Annotated in this window: 18 protein-coding genes; 2 read left to right on the top strand and 16 right to left on the bottom strand. The window is 52.0% G+C overall.

Going from position 1 to position 16,660, the window contains the following annotated elements; genetic code table 11:
- The first annotated feature begins 10 nt into the window (after window positions 1-10).
- Window positions 11-517, top strand: coding sequence for an endonuclease V (locus J5I83_RS10325; RefSeq protein ID WP_304055703.1), 507 nt, complete (start codon window positions 11-13; stop codon window positions 515-517).
- Between the two features lie 48 nt (window positions 518-565).
- Here the strand turns inward: J5I83_RS10325 and J5I83_RS10320 are convergent, their stop codons facing one another.
- From J5I83_RS10320 to J5I83_RS10310, 3 genes are all read right to left on the bottom strand, one after another.
- Complete coding sequence (locus J5I83_RS10320) at window positions 566-1,300, bottom strand: hypothetical protein (protein WP_304055700.1); 735 nt, start codon at window positions 1,298-1,300, stop codon at window positions 566-568.
- An 80-nt stretch (window positions 1,301-1,380) separates the two neighbouring features.
- The gene (locus tag J5I83_RS10315; protein WP_304055697.1) at window positions 1,381-2,538 is read right to left on the bottom strand and encodes a DUF819 family protein; all 1,158 of its coding nucleotides are present in this window, start codon (window positions 2,536-2,538) and stop codon (window positions 1,381-1,383) included.
- A gap of 45 nt (window positions 2,539-2,583) precedes the next feature.
- A complete protein-coding gene (locus tag J5I83_RS10310) occupies window positions 2,584-3,567 on the bottom strand; it encodes a 2-hydroxyacid dehydrogenase (RefSeq protein WP_304055695.1) in 984 nt (327 codons plus the stop codon).
- Window positions 3,568-3,814: 247 nt separating this feature from the next.
- On the opposite strand from J5I83_RS10310, the gene corA reads away from it, so the two are divergent.
- Window positions 3,815-4,888, top strand: a complete 1,074-nt coding sequence (gene corA / locus J5I83_RS10305) for a magnesium/cobalt transporter CorA (protein ID WP_304055693.1) — start codon at window positions 3,815-3,817, stop codon at window positions 4,886-4,888.
- Window positions 4,889-4,977: 89 nt separating this feature from the next.
- Here the strand turns inward: corA and J5I83_RS10300 are convergent, their stop codons facing one another.
- From J5I83_RS10300 to cpaB, 13 genes are all read right to left on the bottom strand, one after another.
- Window positions 4,978-6,123 carry a LytR C-terminal domain-containing protein gene (locus tag J5I83_RS10300; RefSeq protein ID WP_304055690.1) on the bottom strand — a complete coding sequence of 382 codons (1,146 nt, stop codon included), beginning with the start codon at window positions 6,121-6,123 and terminating at the stop codon, window positions 4,978-4,980.
- 9 nt (window positions 6,124-6,132) lie between these two features.
- Complete coding sequence (locus J5I83_RS10295; RefSeq protein ID WP_304055688.1) at window positions 6,133-6,633, bottom strand: tetratricopeptide repeat protein; 501 nt, start codon at window positions 6,631-6,633, stop codon at window positions 6,133-6,135.
- Window positions 6,634-6,646: 13 nt separating this feature from the next.
- A complete protein-coding gene (locus tag J5I83_RS10290; RefSeq protein ID WP_304055685.1) occupies window positions 6,647-7,594 on the bottom strand; it encodes a type II secretion system F family protein in 948 nt (315 codons plus the stop codon).
- 78 nt (window positions 7,595-7,672) lie between these two features.
- A complete protein-coding gene (locus J5I83_RS10285) occupies window positions 7,673-8,647 on the bottom strand; it encodes a type II secretion system F family protein (protein ID WP_304055682.1) in 975 nt (324 codons plus the stop codon).
- A gap of 57 nt (window positions 8,648-8,704) precedes the next feature.
- Window positions 8,705-10,081, bottom strand: a complete 1,377-nt coding sequence (locus J5I83_RS10280; protein ID WP_304055679.1) for a CpaF family protein — start codon at window positions 10,079-10,081, stop codon at window positions 8,705-8,707.
- Window positions 10,082-10,138: 57 nt separating this feature from the next.
- A complete protein-coding gene (locus tag J5I83_RS10275; protein WP_304055677.1) occupies window positions 10,139-11,299 on the bottom strand; it encodes an AAA family ATPase in 1,161 nt (386 codons plus the stop codon).
- A 48-nt stretch (window positions 11,300-11,347) separates the two neighbouring features.
- Window positions 11,348-11,521 carry a hypothetical protein gene (locus J5I83_RS10270; RefSeq protein ID WP_304055674.1) on the bottom strand — a complete coding sequence of 58 codons (174 nt, stop codon included), beginning with the start codon at window positions 11,519-11,521 and terminating at the stop codon, window positions 11,348-11,350.
- A gap of 2 nt (window positions 11,522-11,523) precedes the next feature.
- On the bottom strand, window positions 11,524-11,964 hold the full coding sequence (locus J5I83_RS10265) for a pilus assembly protein (RefSeq protein ID WP_304055672.1): 441 nt from the start codon (window positions 11,962-11,964) through the stop codon (window positions 11,524-11,526).
- Window positions 11,961-12,455 (bottom strand): pilus assembly protein, encoded by a 495-nt coding sequence (locus J5I83_RS10260; protein ID WP_304055670.1) that lies wholly within the window; start codon window positions 12,453-12,455, stop codon window positions 11,961-11,963. Before J5I83_RS10260 ends, J5I83_RS10265 begins: the two co-directional genes overlap by 4 nt.
- Window positions 12,456-12,460: 5 nt before the next feature.
- Window positions 12,461-13,840: a Tad domain-containing protein gene (locus J5I83_RS10255; RefSeq protein WP_304055668.1), complete on the bottom strand. Its 1,380-nt coding sequence runs from the start codon at window positions 13,838-13,840 to the stop codon at window positions 12,461-12,463.
- 15 nt (window positions 13,841-13,855) lie between these two features.
- Window positions 13,856-14,167 (bottom strand): tRNA dimethylallyltransferase, encoded by a 312-nt coding sequence (locus tag J5I83_RS10250; protein WP_304055666.1) that lies wholly within the window; start codon window positions 14,165-14,167, stop codon window positions 13,856-13,858.
- Between the two features lie 13 nt (window positions 14,168-14,180).
- On the bottom strand, window positions 14,181-15,788 hold the full coding sequence (locus tag J5I83_RS10245) for a type II and III secretion system protein family protein (RefSeq protein ID WP_304055663.1): 1,608 nt from the start codon (window positions 15,786-15,788) through the stop codon (window positions 14,181-14,183).
- A 15-nt stretch (window positions 15,789-15,803) separates the two neighbouring features.
- Window positions 15,804-16,607, bottom strand: coding sequence for a Flp pilus assembly protein CpaB (gene cpaB / locus J5I83_RS10240; protein WP_304055662.1), 804 nt, complete (start codon window positions 16,605-16,607; stop codon window positions 15,804-15,806).
- Window positions 16,608-16,660 lie beyond the last annotated feature (53 nt).

Raw genomic sequence — 16,660 nt, 5'->3', positions numbered from 1 at the left:
TGAGCTGTTCTTGATATTAGCCGTAGATGTTCAATACGATAACTGCAATGGTGCGGTTGCAGGACTCGCCTTCAAAAACTGGGCTGATGCCAAGCCAGACAATATTTATCTCAGCAAAATCGAGAATGCCGGTGACTATATTCCGGGGCAGTTTTATAAGCGGGAGCTCCCGTGCATTCTCAAACTGTTGAGTGAACATCATTTGCAGCCAGCATGCATTGTGGTTGACGGTTACGTTTTTTTAGATGGCAGTTCAAAACCCGGCCTGGGCAAGCATCTGTATGATGTCTTGCATGGCAAAGTGAAGGTGATTGGTGTGGCAAAGAAGCCATTCGCCGGCATTAGCCAAGCATATGCAATCACTAGAGGGCGCAGCAACAGACCGCTTTATATCACATGCGCGGGTGAAGCGCTTTCTGCGGCAAAACTGTCTATTCTATCCATGCATGGCGTGAATAGAATGCCCACCCTATTAAGAAAAGTAGACCAATTGTGCCGGTTAAATGTATTAACCTAGGCAGAATGTATGAAGAAATTGTAGCAGTGGACGTACGGGACACTTTTTTTACCTTAACCACTGCTGCCTGATTTCCAGTAACAGCTCACCCAATTGTCTGGCGCGGACAGGTTTATGGGCATGATGATGTTGCTCAAAGTGAATCAGACCATCATCGCGGTACAGGAAACGAATGCCAGCGTCCTCCACGTCATGACGCAGTTTTTCCAATGCTGCATCGGCAGGGGCGGCGGATGGACCGGAGGATGCCGTGAGTAAACAAATCACTGCCTGCACTGCAGGCAAGTCCAGGCGTTTGGTGTGTGAAGCAATCACAGCCAACGCTTTCCACAACGGCGCATGTCGCTTGGAATGATGTAGGTGGTGGGGTAGGTCGAGTGTGCCGCGCAGCAAGGCGGCGATACGATTCAACCATGAAGCGGGTAGTGATCGTGTTTCGAACGCTTGCATGGGTTCATGCGCGAGATGCACGCCCGCTTCGTTACCACGCTGAATTTCCGCCAGCACCACCAGCGCTAGTCCCTGCGCCAGATTGCAGCCAGCTAATACATCGTTCAAGCGTATATCAGCAATGACATACAAATCGATGAACAAATCAACCAGTGGTGGAGTGATTGACCACAGCGCTTGCGCCAGCGGTGTTACCGGTTGTGCGCCACGCAGAGCACGCCAATGTGCTTCACAAAGATCAACCAGTGCGGTTTGCAGAGCGCAGCAGCGCGACACGGATAATCGCTTGACCAGTTCGCGAGCTTCTGTTTCGATGAATACAAGGCTTGTCATGTTATGGTAAAAGAGAGTGCATGATTACTTGTGCTGTCTGCTGAGTTTGATTTGCTGTTCATATGTCCGGCAAACATGGATTAAGCCATGAACCAGTGCCAGAACTGATACACAGCAGTCCCAGCAAAAGTCCCCAATGCATAACCAAAAACGCCTATTAACACACCAGGGGTGATCAGCTCGCGCCATCCTTTGGCGGCAGCTAATGCAGGCGCAGTCGTTGCACCCAGTACTGCCGCATTTGAAGCCGTGATCAGTTCTGGCAATGAGAAGCCAAGCAGCTTGCCGAAACCGAAAGTCACCAGCGCGTGAACGGTCAATAGAATAGCGACCAGCAAAATCAGCAGCGGGGCAATTTGGATCATCGCCAGCACATTAGCGCCTGCAGCAATGGTGGCGAAGAACACAAATGACAAGAGTATGCCCAGCTCAAAACTGCCATGCAGCCGTGCCATTTGCCTGGGGAACAAGGTCGCGGAGATCGTCACCAGCAGCGTAATCAAAGCATAGCGCCAATTCGAGATGTCAAGCCAGGCAGTCAGTGCATCCGCAATTGCTACGGTCAGCAGGGCAAGTATCACTGACAGTGCCAATGTCAACGGCGTAGCATGCCTCGCTGCGGCAGCATGATGTGCTGCATCGTGCGTGCGGGCAGGGTAGCGCTTTACAAGCCAGTTCCAGCCAGGCAGCGTTGCCAGCATGACAAGGTACAATGCGCTGAACAGGTTGTCGGTGGCCGTGGCCGCCGAGAAAAACGAAGCATCTTCACGCAATCCAGTGATTTCCCCCAGAGCAGCGTAATTTACCGAGCCGCCGATATAAGTCGAGGTAAACAGCCCGGCAACTGCGGGTTCGCGCAAAGGTGGCTCGATCGTTGCCGCTATCCCCAGGGTAGACAGATCGAGCAACAATACAGCCACGATCGCACCGCTTAGAGTGCCAGCGCTTGCCAGCAGAAACGCCATCGTCATGCGAGTGGTTTCAAAAAAGATCCGCCGGAGATCAGCCTGATAGAGAAACAGCGGAATCAGGACAGGAACAAAATATTCGAGGACGAAATCATAGGCAGGCGCAGCATGTGGAATGATATTAAGGTTCGCTGCAATGATGGCGCCGAGAATAGCGATGACGGCGCCTGTAAGCTGCGCGCCGGTACGGGTTTTCTCCGCAAGTATGCCCAATGTGGCGAGCGCGAACAGCACCGCCATGAGCGCAAAGTGATTATCGGCAGGAATCAAGGAAATAAGCGTGCTTCCATCCTGAGAACGTTAGAAATATTCCGCTTAATTATGCGTATCGGGCGAGATTAAAGCATCCTTAATTTGGCTGAATGGTTTGTTCTGAAAAAAGTTCTGAATATTTTCTGCCACCTGGTCAAGCACGCGCTGTCTGGATTCCCTGCTGGCCCAGGCAATATGCGGGGTGACAATCAGATTTGGCTGCGGGTAGGTTAATAAGATGTTGCCATCGACAGGGGGTTCCTTTAGCAAGACATCAGTGGCTGCGCCGGCAATACGTCCAGAAGAAAGGCTATGCAGCAAATCCGCTTCATTCACCAGTCCACCACGCGCGGTGTTAATCAGATAGGCCGTCGGTTTCATCAATGCGAACTCTCTTTGGCTGATCAGATTACGGGTGTCCTCCGACAACGGGCAATGCAAGGTGATGAAATCCGCCTGCCGCATGACTTCGTCAAATGTGCTCCGCCCCGGGCGGGCGGGCATGCCCTTATGCTCGGCGATCAGCAATTGCATGCCAAACGCTTTAGCGATATCAGCGACTGCTTTACCCAGTTCACCGTAGCCGATGATGCCGAGCGTCTTGCCCGATAACTCGGTGATACCGAACTCAAGAGGACAAAAATAAGTGCTTTTCTGCCAGCCGCCATTTTTCACCAGTTGCTGATATTCCACAAAACGGCGTGAAAGATTGAGCATGAGCATAAAAACATGCTGTACCACAGAATTTGTGGCGTAGCCTCGTACATTGCAAACGGGGATATTGCGCTCAGCCGCTGCCGCAAGATCGACATTGTTATAACCAGTGGCAGCAATGCAAATCAATTTCAGGTGACTTGCAGAAAGCAGCACTGTGCGGTCAAGCAGCATTTTATTGCTGACAATCACCTCGGCCTCTTTAATTCTTTCCACGACTTGTTCTGGCGTGGTGTCATTATAAAAATGCCAGGGTGAGATCGCCCGTTCCAGTGTCGAACGGTCCATATCGCCACGCGTGACGGAACCAAAATCAAGAAAAACTGCGCGCATACCATTGCCTCTAGTGAATATAGAAATCATTCATGCTTTGACTGAAATGTATTGAAAGCATGATGTATTGTCAAATATGTGAGTGAATTATCATGGCGGTTAGTCCTTACGTGTTTGCACGTATTTACTCATATCGTAGTGCATGCTATTCCTTAGCAAACCTGGGAAGCGGGCGTATGAAAAGATTCGATGGTAAAGGTTGAGTTTATAGTGATGATTCAAATAGTCATAATTGGACGATATTCTGATGCATATATCCAGAACAACTAAACGCAGAGTCAAAAAGATCGGCTTACCTGCCGAAACCTTGCTGTACACCGGGGAGCGGATAAAAGACGGCATCAGCATTAAGCTCACCGCTTACGATGAACACAATTTCGAAGAGCATACACTAAAGCGGGTGGATGAATGCTTGCCTTATAAACTTAAACCCACCATCACCTGGATCAATATAAATGGCGTGCATGATCCTGTCATGCTGGAGAAATTAGGTGAAAGCTTTGGTATTCACCGCCTCGTTATTGAGGATTTGATGAGCATCGTGCAGCGGCCAAAATGTGAAGATTTTGGCGATTATTTATTTGTTGTGCTCAAAATGCTTTCCTATGACGAGAAGGAAAACAAAATTGTACCGGAGCAAATCAGTCTTATTCTGGGAGAAAAATTCCTGTTGTCCTTCCAGGAAGATGTCAAGCAAGATGTTTTCCATTTAATCCGTAGTCACCTCCGCAGCGGTAAAGGAAAAATCAGGAAGATGGGGGCTGATTATCTAGCGTATGCACTGCTGGATGCTTTGGTGGATAACTATTTCATCATTCTTGAGAAATTGGGTGACCAGATAGATTTGCTGGAGGAAGAGTTGATGACCCGCCCTGGCAAGACTGCCATGGGACAGCTTTATCAGTTGAAACGTGAACACTTGTTTCTGCATAAAGCAGTGTGGCCATTGCGTGAAGTCATCTCATCCCTGGTGCGGCGGGAATCGCCTTTGATCCATGAGTCGACCACTCCCTATTTACGCGATGTATACGATCATGTCGCGCAAGCCATTGACAGTGTCGAGATTTACCGGGATATGCTCACGACCATGCTGGACCTGTATCTCTCCAGCGTCAGTAATCGCACAAACGAAATTATGAAAGTGCTGACAATCATTGCCACCATTTTTATGCCATTAACTTTTCTTGCCGGCGTATACGGCATGAATTTCAGGCATATGCCTGAACTCGAATGGGAATACGGCTATCCGCTGATATGGACAGTCATGATCGCGCTAGGCGTGACCATGGGTGTCTATGTCAGAAAAAAGAAGTGGATATAGCGTTGCGCCTTGCTTCACTTGCATGTCATTACCGCATTACCGGGCGGCATTGTGAGTACAGCAGGGCAGATGACGCGCTGCTTATCCACTTACTGCGGCGAGATATGTTGCGCAAGTTGAATATTCTTCTTGGTGGTGAAATAGGCAATTTCGCTTGCGATGTCTTTACCGAGCAGTATTTTTAGCTTGATATCAGCACGTAATTCATTGTTCTCAATTATTTTCACCTGACCTGGCATGATCTGGCTGATTTGTTCAGCGAACGTATAAGCGCCTGGGTGGTAATGTATTTCAGTTTGCGCTTGCTGGAATGTTTGATGATTGGTCAGGCGTGCGTTGTCAAAGCCGAATTGCTTCAGAAAAGTCGCGATGTTTCTGGCCATGCCGGTCACGCCATTGCCATTGGAGATTTCAATGCGCTTATTTTCTGCTACAGATGCTGTTTTCTCAGGAGCTGGCTTTTCTGAATGAGCATGCGCGATAGAGGTCGGGCGGGGAGAGGAGACAGCAGGTGCCGCGGCAAGTGGCGCTGTCACGGGTGTTGCCGCCGGCGTTATTTTGGGTTTTTCATGATTGACCCTGAATTCATAAACGTTAGGCGCAATCTGCACGAGTTGCTGGCGGGCATTCGGTTGAACGGGCAATGCCTGTGCAACTGCGGCGGTATATGCTTCAGATTTCTCCTTGGTAGCAGCAGAGGTGACTGCGGCAGCCGCAGCAGTTGAAGAATCCGCGATCTGCCCGGTGATGCCCATTTGTTTATGGGCGGTTGCCAGATTGCGGCGCGCTTTATGATTGTGGGGATCAAAACGGAGCGCTTCCTGGAATGCCACTGCTGCTTCGCTATGCTGTCCCTGTAGCAGATGGGCATAGCCGAGATTGTTATACAGATAGGTCGCTGCCGGTGTAATTTCGATTGCTTTCTGAAAATGCTGCAACGCTAATTGATGCTGCCTCTGCGTGGAATAGATCACGCCCAGGCCATTGTGCGCTTCCACATGATCAGGATTCACGGCAAGCACTTTCTGATAAAGCGCGATCGCTTTTGCATGGCTGGTTTTCCAGTGGTGGTAGCGTGCCAGATGATACAGATTCTGCGCGCTGGTATTTGCATGTTGTACATGCATCACTGGTTTGACGTGCAGCGCCGAGTATTCTTTGCTTGAATAAAGGGACGAGCAGCCAGTCAGAGCAGAGAGACAGCCCAAGGTCCATATGAGTTTTTGTCTGTTCATGCGCATGGCTTATTCTCCTGTGGTTTCTGTCTGGTTACGAATAGCGGTCAGATTGGCGCGTGCGTGCAGGTTTTCGGGATCGAGCCGCAATGCTTGTTCGAATGCACTGATGGCCTCAGGCTTCCGTCCCAGCAATAAATAGGTATAACCCAGATTATTATGTAAATGAGATGCCAGCGGCGCTAATGCGACTGCTTGCTGCAAGTGCTGTAATGCCGGATCAAAATTCCCCTGAATGGAGTAAATGACGCCCAGTCCATTGTGCGCTTCGGCATAGTTGGGATCGATTGCCAGCATGTTTTCGTAGGTGGTAATGGCTTCTGCGAATTGCGCTTCATCCTGATATTTGCGCGCCAGCCGGTACATTTTTTCAAGATCGCGGGCGATCTGCTGGTTGTCTTTTCCGCTGACGCTGGTTGATTCTAGCGAGCTTTTTCCTGGCTGGGCGGCGCATCCTGCCAGCAGCAACAGGCTGGCCAGTAGCCACGATAGCTGTGTTAAATTGAACATGACATAGTCTCCGTTATTGGCCTGCCAGTGCAGGCAGCAGGCTGCGATACATACTGATTAAGGCTGGTCCTAATACCACGACCATCAATGAAGGAAAAATGAAAAAAATAAGCGGGAAAAGCAGCTTCAGCGCGATTTTGGCTGCTGCTTCCTCCGCACGCAGGCGGCGCTTGGTGCGCAGGGTATCCGAGTACACGCGCAACGAGGCGGCGGTGCTGGTGCCAAAGCGGTCAGCCTGCACCAGCATGGCGACCAGCGCTTCCACTTCCTCGACACCGGTGCGCAAAGCGAGATTACGCAATGCTTTTTCCCGTGATGCGCCCGCGCGTAACTCCAACCCCACCAGATAAATTTCTTCGGCCAGAATCTTGCTGCCAAGCTGGATTTCTTCTCCCACCTTAGCCAGCGCCGCATCCAGGCCGAGACCGGCTTCGACGCACACAGTCATCAGGTCGATCGCATCGGGAAAGCTCTCGAACAGCTCGCGCTGGCGCACGGCAATCTGGCGCGCCAGCACCACATTGGGTAAGTAGTAACCAATTGCTGCCAGCAGCAGCAGTACCAAAATGGCCGCATTGGTGCTCAGCTCCAGCCGGCCAATACCAGCTGACAATAGGAAGATTGCCGGGAACACCAGCGTCAGCAATGTCTTGGCAGCAAAAAAGATCGTTGGCGCCGAACTGGAGCGGTAGCCCGCATGTAAAAAGCGAGTCCGTAATGCAGATTTTTCCCAATCCTTGTCGGGCAGGGAAAGCTTCGCCAATGGCTGCGATATCTTGACCACTGCTTCTTTCCATTCATTCTCTGTTTTATCGCCATTATTCAGCACGTTATCCTGGGCAACGATCTTCTTCAGACGCGTTTTGGTGGCGCGAGGCGCGAATACGAGCATGATTGCGTACGTAACGCCTGCCACCGCCAGAAAAATCATGATCAAAAAAGCAGTTTGTACAGAAATCATCGTTTGATTGCCTCTAGAACGGATAGAAATGAGAAGGGAGTGAATACATGGCCATTTTTTATTGACCTATAACATCATTTAGACGCGAATCTTGATAATGCGCGACATGGCAAAAATGCCGGTAACCATCATGCCCAGAGCAATTGCAATGATGACCGGCCCCACTGGATCAGTCCACAAGATGCTCATGAAGCCTGGGTTGATCGTGTTGAGCAATAATGCCATTGCGAAAGGCAGACAGGAAAGAATCCAGGCGGATAGCCGTCCCTCCGCTGACAGTACGCGAACTCTGCCTAACAAGGTCAGTCTGGCGCGAATCAGGCTGCTGATTTTGTCGAGCAATTCCGCCAGGTTACCGCCGCTTTCGCGCTGGATCAGCACTGCAATGACAAAGTAGCGCAAATCGGTAATCGGCACGCGCGCCGCAAGATTCATCAGCGCCTGCTGCATGGGAACACCAAAATTGACTTCATCGAATACCAGGCGAAATTCACTGGCAGAAGGTTCCACGCCTTCAGTTGACGCCATTTGCAATGCGCCCGGGAAAGCATGCCCCGCTTTCAAGGCGCGCGACATCAGATCAATGGTTTCCGGCAATTGTTGCTCGATGATTTTCAGGCGCTTGTTTTTTGCCCTGACCACAAAAAAATAAGGAATCAGGCCGCCGCCAACAGCACATAGCAACAGAACAGGGAATGACCAGTTCAGCAATACGGCAAAGGCCATGGCGCCGATTGCGGTCATGGCGCTATAGCTCAGGAATTGCGCAACCATCAACTGCATGCCCGACTGCAGCAATAACTGGTCGAGACCGCGCATGCGCGGAAATTGCTGCAGCAGTTTTTGCAGGGGAGGGGACTCGCTCATTAACCGTTGCTTGAGCAGGGGGGCATTGGCAGCATCGCTCCAGCCTGCGGAAACTTGCAGCAAGCGTTTCTTGAGACGCTTTGCCGCCGGTCCCTGGCTGGAGCGCCAAGTCAGGTATCCCCCTTCCAGCAATAACACTACTGCAAGAAATGCAAGCGCGATAAACAGGTAATAAAGATAATCCATAAGCTTTCCTTATGCTAATTCAACCTCAAAGCCAGTGATCAGTTTCAGTAAATGAAATCATTCATACCGCCTGCTAGGGTCAAACAAATCGTCGCGCAAGGGAACACCGAATACCCGTAAACGCTCGGCAAATTTGGGACGAATGCCCGTCGCGCGGAAATGCCCCTGCACGGTGCCATCTGCTGTGACACCCGATTGTTCGAACGTGTAAATTTCCTGCATGGTGATGACATCGCCTTCCATACCGGTAATTTCCTGGATGCTTAGAATCTTGCGTTTGCCATCCGGCAGGCGCGACACCTGGATCACCGCAGTAATTGCCGAGCTGATCTGCTGGCGGACTGCCTTCGGCGGCAGATTGAGGTTCGCCATGCCGACCATGTTTTCCACGCGGCTCAGTGCATCACGCGGGGTATTGGCATGCACTGTCGCCATCGATCCTTCATGACCAGTATTCATGGCTTGCAGCATATCGATTGCTTCCGCGCCGCGCACCTCGCCGATGATCACCCGGTCGGGGCGCATCCGCAGGCTGTTCCGCACCAGCGAGCGCTGGGATACTTCCCCTTTGCCTTCCACGTTGGGCGGGCGTGTTTCCAGGCGGACCACATGCGGTTGCTGTAACTGCAGCTCGGCGGCATCCTCGATGGTGATAATCCGCTCCGAAGAAGGAATGAAACTGGACATGATATTGAGCAATGTCGTCTTGCCGCTGCCGGTGCCGCCTGAAATCAGGATGCTGCACTTCGCCTTGACCAGTCCGCTGATGATTTCCGCTACTTCGGGCGTCATCGATTTGTAGCGGATCAGATCATCCACTTTGAGCGGAACCACGGCGAAACGCCGGATCGAAAGCAATGAACCATCAAGCGCCAGCGGCGGAATAATCGCGTTGACGCGGGAGCCATCCGGCAGCCGCGCATCCACCATTGGGCTTGATTCATCCACGCGTCGTCCGATCCGCGAAACGATGCGGTCGATGATTTTTCTCAGGTGGGCTTCGTTGGCAAAATGCGTATCGGTGATTTCCAGTTTTCCACGCCGCTCGACATAAACCTGCCGGTGCGTGTTGACCAGAATATCGGAAATAGTGGGATCAGCCAGCAGCGGTTCGAGTGGACCCAGCCCCAGGATTTCATGCTGAACATCCTGGATGATGCGCTGGCGCTCGGTATCATTGATCGGCGTGCGTTCCTCGACCAATAACCGTTCCACCAGACTCTTGATTTCCGACAGCAGCCGCTCCTGCGGCAGGCTTTCCATCACGGCCAGGTCCATCCGCTTGAGCAACCCCTCGTGGATGCGGGATTTCAGGTCATGATAAGCCGTATGCTCATGCAAGGCGCTGCGGTTATTGACTGCCGCAGCGACTGCCGCATTGGATACTGCAGTACTGGTTGCGATGACTCCTTGAAGACGATCTCGTATTGACATGGTGAATGTTCCATAAAAATTGATCAGTGATTTTGCATGGCATGGCCTGTTGCTGCGCTAAAAAGAGAATAGTTTCTTGAGCAACCCGTTGCCGGCACTGCTGCGCGCCAGTTCATGCGCAATTTCCTGGAGTGATTTTGCCACTGCGCTGCGCCGCGCCAGTTTGGTGACGGGTATGCCCTGATTGACTGATTCAGCCACAGCGCTATAGTCATTCGGCACTGCCTTGAATACTTCCAGTTGCAATGTGTTAGCGACATCGGCCAGGGTAATCTCATCCTTTTTGCCAAAGCGGTTTACGATCAAGCGGATTTTGTCAGCAGGATAGCCTAATGAGTTGAAGGTATCGATGACACGCTTCGCATCACGGATAAATGGCAATGTCTGCTGGACGATGGGGAAGATCAGATCAGCCTGATCCAGGCATTGGATTGAAATGGCATCGAACAAGCGTCCGATATCCAGAATGACGAAATCGTAGTGCTTTCTCGCGACCTGCAGCAACGGCTTGATATGCTCCGGCTTGATTTCCGCTGCCTTGTCTGGCTCGTTCGGAGCAGGCAGCACATCGAAATTGTACAGCACCTGAATCGAACTGGACGAGAGAAACGAGCCGTCCAGCCGCTGAATCTGCCGGGTCACATCAGCGATGGAAGTCGTCGGTGCGCCATCATGCACGAACAAAGCGGCATCGCCAAACTGGAGATTGAAATCGAACAGAATGACCCGTTTATTCTCCAGCGAGGCCAGGGCATAGGCGATGTTGCTGGCCAGAAAGGTTGCGCCGCTTCCTCCCTTGCATGGCACGAAAGCCAGCACTTCGCCTTCACGCAGGGGCGCTTTGGCCAGCGCCATCCTTTGCTGGAAACGCTCGACCGCGTCGATCAGCACAGGCTGACTGACCGGCGTGGGAATCACTTCGCGCACGCCTACGCGCATCGCCTCGAGCAGAAATTCCTGCGGTTGCGGCGGGCACAGAATAATGACACCCAAATCAGGAAAGCGCGACGTGATGCGGCTGAGAACCTGCTGCTCACCTGAATTGAGCTGGATACCTTCCAGCAGCAGCAAATCCGGATGCCTTTGCTCCATGACCGCCTGAATTTGCTGAACACCGCCCGTGATCGCGACCAGTTGGGGCGAGACATTGGTGTGAGCAAGATGTTTCTGAATATCATTCAGACATTGCTGATCTTGGGCAATGATTGCGACTTTCACTTGTTAGCTCCTCTGCTTACGGGTACAGATTTTCTTTCCATTGCTAAATCACCAGATATTTTTTTGCTGCTTTGCTATACGGATTGTTTGCATCGTTAACTGTTCGGCCTGGGCCTGTCGAAAGACGATGTTCATTCGAGCAGGCGGTTCGACCAGCTCACCGCGAACGGTAACACTTCGGTCTGAACAACCACTCAATGTTCTGGAAATTGGCTGATTCATCATTATTCAGCGCAATCCGGATTAGCGCTGTCCATGCTCTCGCGCGGCAGCGTCGTGCTGAACGGCGGCATGGTGACATTGAGCGGCACCAGCGGAATGACGGTGGATATCGTTAAACCGGTGATGCTGACGGTGACCGATCTGCAGGTGTCAACGCTGCAGCCACTGGGTAAATAATCAATATTGATATTGTTGTCTCCCAGTACACCGAGCAGAGACTGCATTTTGCTCATGATCGCGCTATCGTCTTTATCGCACACGACTGCCAGGCGTGCACCCAGCCGGGTTGCTTCCGTCGCCGTGTTCCAGTAAAACAGCAACCGGCTCATTTCCATGACGCCAAACAGCAGCGTGAACAACAGCGAGGCGATCAAAGCGAATTCAACAGCCGCTATCCCATGCTGATTGGCACATTGCATATATGATTGCCGGGAAGCTCTCATGATTGCCTCATCGTTGCGCGTATATCACCAAACGTGATTGATTTTTCACCGCCACCCAGGAAGAGAAAAGCGCCTGGATCGAACAGGAAATTAAAGCTGTAGCCGCTAATGCCTACCTCAACCAGGCTGATTGTTGGACTAGATGTTGAATCAGGATCAGTAGTTACATTTGCGTAATGTTTGATAGAAACCAGGTCGGTGGTTAATCCTGACACCAAAGGATCTCCCTCGCACTTAGTATTGCCGTATACCGCGAGGCATTTGGCCTCGCTTTGTGCTTCTGCATAACCCTTTCCCGCTGGGTTCAGTTGCGAAAGGTGCCGTACTGCATCGCGCGTGGTCTTGACCAGCGTATTGTACTGATACAGCGCCTGGCCAAATTCTGCTGCCCCCAGCGCGAGTACCAGCAGCGGAATCGATAGCAACGCGAGCTCTACCGCGACTGCACCGCGCATCGTTTTTTGTAGTTTGAGTTTGCATTGTTGATACATGATCATTACCTCACTAAAACCGGGACTAATGGACCAGCACTGCCAGGGCCGCCAACTACTCCATTCGATGCACAGGGACTGAGCGGGTCGTTTGCCAAGCCGATAAATTCAAGAAGCATCGTGCTATCCTTTATCCCTTTTGCAGTCGGGCAGGCAAAAGCAGGATCTGTGGATTTTGCACCAGAATCAAGAGGATGCAGCATTAATACACATGCCCATTTCGTAATTGTGGCTTCATGACCGCTTCCGCTCCCTTTCCCTTTCCCATTTCCGCTCCCGCTCTCAAATTCATCGCAGTTAACTACCGGTACAATAGCAAGCCTGCGATCCGCACCTTTGCTATGGGTTAATGAATCCGATGGGTCTACAGGAATTTTAAGACCAGTGGAGTCTGATTCGTTTTTCTTATCCTGAAATGGCACATTCTTTTCACGCTGCAGACTAAAATCCCCGCTAGCAAATGCTTTTTCACAGCTCGGCCAAGATTTCGCGGTATAAGCAAACCCTGTCAAATCGGGCTTAGCATTGGATGCATTATATGTACCGTTACCATTACCTTCACTTTTGTATAAACCAAAACGAGTATTCCAAGCATCAAAAGCACCTTGCTTTCTTCCTGGATCACCTACCTTTTGAACCTTTTGGTTGTCAATTGGGGTGCTACACTCCTCTTTACCAGTTAAGATGTCCTTAATATCTTTTGTGCCATTGTCTTGATCATTAGGGAACGGTGCCCATAAAAAATCACCCGTCATCCCTTCTCCTGGGTCAAGCAACGATCCTACCCAATCGCCAGGCTTTTTCTTTTCAAGACTGGATTCACACACTGCCACAGGTAACGGGCAGGAAGAAAAAGTTTGTTGGCTTGGTGAGAGGGTGGCCACCGCAGCCGCAGCAACGGTCTGATCACCAATAGCTACACCTGGCACTAAATTCAGCACCTGGATGAACCAGTTGCCGATTCCGCTTTTGCTGGCTTCACAGCGGGCGTAACGTTGTTCAGTTGCTTTTGTTCCAGTAAAAGCGTCAGCGGTGCCATAGTTTCCTGCCAGGGTGTCGCTGAAGGTGACACTGCTGATTTTAATTTGCTCATTCTGAAAATAGACATTGTGTCGTTCGCCGGTGGCAATACCAGCGGCTTCCGCCAGTTTTAGCTGATTAGTATTGGCGCCTGTCAGCTCGCGCGCTGCGGCCAGTGCGCAGGCGTCTGCGCTGTTTTGCAGCTCGGTCTTGGCGATAAACAGTTTGCCCAGATCGAGCGCCAAGCCGACAAAACCGATCAGCCCGACCAGTGAGAGCGCGACGATCACGGCGACCGCGCCGCTTTGTTTGCGCGGCGTTTGAGCATGACGGCGAGTGAAGGATCGGGTTGGCAAATGATTCATGCGTATTCTCCAGACTTAATTGCCATTGCCGCTCTGGCTGCTGCCGCCCCCGCCGGTTCCGAGATTGAGCACGCCTCTCATTGGTGGCCGTGGATTAATGAACGAATTGCGGTAATTGTCAAAAATGGCATCCCCTGCCTGGCCGTTAATGCCTTTGACCGGTTCGGTATTGAGCGAGGCCTCGGGGTTGATGGTCTGCTGTGCTTTGGCAACGCCGACTGCTTCGCCAAAGCGCGCATCCAGGCGGGGCGTGATCGGTGCGCAGCCAGCCAGAGCGGCTACGATGAGCAGCAGCCATGATTTATTGCCAGTGATTATTGGGTTCATGTCAATCTTCTCCTTATTTCATCTGAAAACCGCCATACTCCATCTGCGGCAAATTCCCTCTGCCAGACTGGGCTGGTTCGGATGCGCTTTCCATTCTGCCATGGAGCAGGAATTCACCGCGGTCAGGCGCGATGAAGGCATCGGTTGGTAACGGATAATCTGGCTCGAGCGGTTTGATCAAGCGCGGTGTGACAATCACCATGAGTTCCGATTTCTTCTTCTCGAAGTTACTGCTGCGGAACAATGCACCCAGTACTGGTACTTCCCCCAACATTGGAAAACGCTTGACCTGCTCCTTGAAGTCATCCTGCAGCAAGCCGCCGATGGCGAGTGACTGGCCATCGCTGAGCTGCACTGTGGTGGAGACACGCCGCGTGGTGAAGGTTGGCACCGCCAGCACCTGACCCAGGCCGGTTGAGGCCACATTGGTGATGCTGACCAGTTGAGACACCTCCGGACTGACTTTCAGGTGGATACGGCCTTCTTCCAGCACAGTGGGGGTAAAGCGCACGCCGATACCGAATTCCTTCGGCAGTAACCTGACCTGATTGGCGCTGGGGATGGGAATCATGATTTCACCGCCTACCAGGAAGCTTGCTTCTTGTCCGCTGATCGCAACGATGTTGGGTTCAGCCAGAACTTTGATCAGTTCGTCGCTTTTCTCGGCATCCATGAGAAAAGCAGTGCCTTCCTGGAAGGTGGCGTTTGAGACTCTGGGTAAACCCAGATTGACATCTGCATTCAAGTTTTTCGCCGTCAAAAAATTGGCAGCGCCGCCGCCAATCACGCCCGCCATCACCTGCGTCCAGGCGCTGCCGGCTTTTTGAGCGGCGCGGGCGAAATCAAAGCCGAGTTTTTCCGCAATAGTGCGGTTGACCTCGGCCACCTTGACTTCCAGCATGACTTGCTGGTTATCGCGCACACGCAGCAGGTTGACGATCTTGACGCTGCCTAGGCCTGCGCCCGCACCGGGCGAATCCTCATCACTTTGCAGCCCTTGCCGCAGAATCTGCATTCCTTGCCCGCCCTGACTACCTGAACCACCCTGACCATTTTGCCCGCCATTTCCCTGGCTGTTTTGCATGCTCATCATCATGCCCAGCACGGAAGTGCGGATATAGGTATCCGCCAGCGCAACTGCGCGATCGACCTTGATGGTGTCCGAGACCGTGCCGGAAAGCACCAGTGAATCGCCCGCAGCCTTGACTTTGATGTCTTTCTCTTCCGGCATGATTTCCAGCAATTTGCTTTGCAATGCTGCGGCATCCATCAGCACGGTCACATCGACCACTCTGGTGTGCCCGCTGCGCGGCCACAGGATGATGTTGGTGGTGCCGATCATCTTGCCGAGGATATACACTTCGCTCGGGTTGATCATGGTGACATCAGCCACGCCCGGATTGCCGACCGATATGCGCGCAATCGGCGAGGGCAGCCTCAGCAAAGTGGATTTACCCAGCGTCACATCCATGCTGGACGCCATCTCCGGCATCTCCGCCGCCGTGAGACTGGCGGGAATGGAGGCGACATTATTTGCCAGCGCTGCTGAAATACTGATTGTCCACACTGCGATCATGCCGAGCAGGATCGTGGTCAAATCAGATGGTTGTTGCGATTTCATTGAATATCCCCTTTATTAATGCGCATTGGTTTTCTCAAGTCCCCGGATAATTTCGACCGATGGCTTCGCTACGCCAGCAGATTTGTAAATAATTTTTTTCTCTTCAGGCTTCGCTTCGACCGTGGCGACTTTGGCGCCGAGCAGATCCTGCGTGCGTACGCCAGCAGTTAAACCGCTTGTTTTATCGATTTGATTGCGCAACACCAGCGAGAGCGTGCCGACGCTGCGCGCCAGATCAAGCCGCTCTGCCTGCTCGGGCGTGACTTCGAGCGTAACGGCATTGACTACTTTGGGCTTGGTTTCATCGCGGCCGAGATCCTGCGCTACCGCCAGCACCAGTATTTGTTCCAGCACGATTTTGGAGACAGGGTTTTTATAGTCTTCCTTGATATTGACCAGAATATCCACCAGATTGCCGGGGAGGGCGAAACCGGCCACGCCGACCACATCATTGACCCGTACGGTAATGGCGCGCTTGCCCTCGGGAATGGCACCTGACAATCCGCCTGCTGTGCCTTCGGGCGCAAGTTTGGCTTCCAGCAGCGGCTCACCGCGATGCAGGTTGACCTTGATCACGCGGCTGGTAAGCGGCTCGATCTCATGGAATGATCCAGCCGGAACACTGCCGCTCGGCCAGTCGATGGTTTTCAGCAGATCCGGTGTGAGCCGCGTACCGACATTGATATCCTGCGCAGCCACCACGATTCTGGAGGCATCAATGTTCACTTGCTGGTTAATCCATTTTCCTGCCACGACCATTGCTGCCACGCCTAACAATAGCGATACTGCGATCATTCCAATCGCGCCTGTATTTCTCATTGATCGTCCTCTTGTTTTTTAATCTGATTATGAATTCTGTATTTCATCATCAC

This window comes from Nitrosomonas communis, assembly GCF_024102715.1.
Classification (GTDB): Bacteria; Pseudomonadota; Gammaproteobacteria; order Burkholderiales; family Nitrosomonadaceae; genus Nitrosomonas; species Nitrosomonas communis_B.
Note: the sequence above shows the minus strand (reverse complement) of the source record. Positions and strands in the feature narration are given on the sequence as shown.